The sequence below is a fragment of the Xenorhabdus eapokensis genome (assembly GCF_001908105.1).
This window is the reverse complement of sequence record NZ_MKGQ01000031.1, coordinates 29,575-32,731: the sequence shown is the minus strand read 5'-3', so window position 1 is coordinate 32,731 and position 3,157 is coordinate 29,575. Positions and strand designations below refer to the sequence as shown.

Sequence of the window (3,157 nt, the reverse complement as noted above, 5' to 3'; positions counted from 1 at the left end):
TGCTCTTTAACAATCTGGAACAAGCTGAAAATTTGAAACAATCGATGTTGTTGAACGATAACATTGATGAGTCTCTCAAAAACTCCAGTCCGAAGACACCTTCGGGTTGTGAGGTTAAGCGACTAAGCGTACACGGTGGATGCCTAGGCAGTCAGAGGCGATGAAGGACGTGCTAATCTGCGAAAAGCGCCGGTGAGCTGATATGAAGCGTTATCAGCCGGCGATGTCCGAATGGGGAAACCCAGTGCAATCCGTTGCACTATCCTTATCTGAATTCATAGGGTAAGGAGGCGAACCGGGGGAACTGAAACATCTCAGTACCCCGAGGAAAAGAAATCAACCGAGATTCCCCCAGTAGCGGCGAGCGAACGGGGAGGAGCCCAGAGCCATCAGCGATAGCAGTGTCAGGAGAACGGTCTGGAAAGGCCGGCAGTAAAGGGTGAGAGCCCCGTATCCGAAGACACTGGTATTGTGAGCTCGAAGAGTAGGGCGGGACACGTGGTATCCTGTCTGAATATGGGGGGACCATCCTCCAAGGCTAAATACTCCTGACTGACCGATAGTGAACCAGTACCGTGAGGGAAAGGCGAAAAGAACCCCGGCGAGGGGAGTGAAAAAGAACCTGAAACCGTGTACGTACAAGCAGTGGGAGCCTTGATTTATCAGGGTGACTGCGTACCTTTTGTATAATGGGTCAGCGACTTATATTCTGTAGCAAGGTTAACCGCATAGGGGAGCCGCAGGGAAACCGAGTCTTAACTGGGCGTTAAGTTGCAGGGTATAGACCCGAAACCCGGTGATCTAGCCATGGGCAGGTTGAAGGTTGGGTAACACTAACTGGAGGACCGAACCGACTAATGTTGAAAAATTAGCGGATGACTTGTGGCTGGGGGTGAAAGGCCAATCAAACCGGGAGATAGCTGGTTCTCCCCGAAAGCTATTTAGGTAGCGCCTCGTGAATTCATCTTCGGGGGTAGAGCACTGTTTCGGCTAGGGGGTCATCCCGACTTACCAACCCGATGCAAACTGCGAATACCGAAGAATGTTATCACGGGAGACACACGGCGGGTGCTAACGTCCGTCGTGAAGAGGGAAACAACCCAGACCGCCAGCTAAGGTCCCCAAGTCATGGTTAAGTGGGAAACGAAGTGGGAAGGCTCAGACAGCCAGGATGTTGGCTTAGAAGCAGCCATCATTTAAAGAAAGCGTAATAGCTCACTGGTCGAGTCGGCCTGCGCGGAAGATGTAACGGGGCTAAACCATGCACCGAAGCTGCGGCAGCGACATTTAGGTGTTGTTGGGTAGGGGAGCGTTCTGTAAGCCGGCGAAGGTGAACTGTGAGGTTTGCTGGAGGTATCAGAAGTGCGAATGCTGACATAAGTAACGATAAAGCGGGTGAAAAACCCGCTCGCCGGAAGACCAAGGGTTCCTGTCCAACGTTAATCGGGGCAGGGTGAGTCGACCCCTAAGGCGAGGCTGAAAAGCGTAGTCGATGGGAAACAGGTTAATAGTCCTGTACTCGGTGTTACTGCGAAGGGGGGACGGAGAAGGCTATGTCATCCGGGCGACGGTCGTCCCGGTTTAAGCGTGTAGGCTGGCATCCCAGGGAAATCCGGGGTGCTTTAAGGCTGAGGCGTGATGACGAGGCACTACGGTGCTGAAGTGACAGATGCCCTGCTTCCAGGAAAAGCCTCTAAGCCTCAGGTAACATTGAATCGTACCCCAAACCGACACAGGTGGTCAGGTAGAGAATACTCAGGCGCTTGAGAGAACTCGGGTGAAGGAACTAGGCAAAATGGTGCCGTAACTTCGGGAGAAGGCACGCTGGCGTCAGGTGAAGGGACTTGCTCCCGGAGCCGAGGCCAGTCGCAGATACCAGCTGGCTGCAACTGTTTAATAAAAACACAGCACTGTGCAAACACGAAAGTGGACGTATACGGTGTGACGCCTGCCCGGTGCTGGAAGGTTAATTGATGGGGTTAGCCGCAAGGCGACGCTCTTGATCGAAGCCCCAGTAAACGGCGGCCGTAACTATAACGGTCCTAAGGTAGCGAAATTCCTTGTCGGGTAAGTTCCGACCTGCACGAATGGCGTAATGATGGCCAGGCTGTCTCCACCCGAGACTCAGTGAAATTGAACTCGCTGTGAAGATGCAGTGTACCCGCGGCAAGACGGAAAGACCCCGTGAACCTTTACTATAGCTTGACACTGAACCTTGAGCCTTGATGTGTAGGATAGGTGGGAGGCTGTGAAGTGTGGACGCCAGTCTGCATGGAGCCATCCTTGAAATACCACCCTTGAATGTTTGATGTTCTAACGTAGGCCCGTTATCCGGGTTGCGGACAGTGTCTGGTGGGTAGTTTGACTGGGGCGGTCTCCTCCCAAAGAGTAACGGAGGAGCACGAAGGTTAGCTAATCACGGTCGGACATCGTGAGGTTAGTGCAAAGGCATAAGCTAGCTTGACTGCGAGAGTGACGGCTCGAGCAGGTACGAAAGTAGGTCTTAGTGATCCGGTGGTTCTGAATGGAAGGGCCATCGCTCAACGGATAAAAGGTACTCCGGGGATAACAGGCTGATACCGCCCAAGAGTTCATATCGACGGCGGTGTTTGGCACCTCGATGTCGGCTCATCACATCCTGGGGCTGAAGTAGGTCCCAAGGGTATGGCTGTTCGCCATTTAAAGTGGTACGCGAGCTGGGTTTAGAACGTCGTGAGACAGTTCGGTCCCTATCTGCCGTGGGCGTTGGAAGATTGCAAGGGGCTGCTCCTAGTACGAGAGGACCGGAGTGGACGCACCACTGGTGTTCGGGTTGTCATGCCAATGGCACTGCCCGGTAGCTAAGTGCGGAAGAGATAACCGCTGAAAGCATCTAAGCGGGAAACTTGCCTTAAGATGAGTCTTCCCTTACTCCTTAGAGGGTACTGAAGGAGCGTTCGAGACGAGGACGTAGATAGGCTGGGTGTGTAAGCGTTGCGAGACGTTGAGCTAACCAGTACTAATGAACCGTGCGGCTTAACCTGACAACACCGAAGGTGTTTTGGGCATGAGAGAAGAGAAAGTTTCAGAGAGAGAAAACAGCTTGTTCGGGATTGAAAACAGGATTTGTCTGGCGGCAAGAGCGCGGTGGTCCCACCTGACCCCATGCCGAACTCAG

Annotated in this window: 1 rRNA gene; it reads left to right on the top strand. The window is 53.2% G+C overall.

Annotated features, from left to right (window positions below):
• Positions 1-112 precede the first annotated feature (112 nt).
• Positions 113-3,023 (top strand): 23S ribosomal RNA (locus Xedl_RS41245).
• The last annotated feature ends 134 nt before the right edge of the window (positions 3,024-3,157 follow it).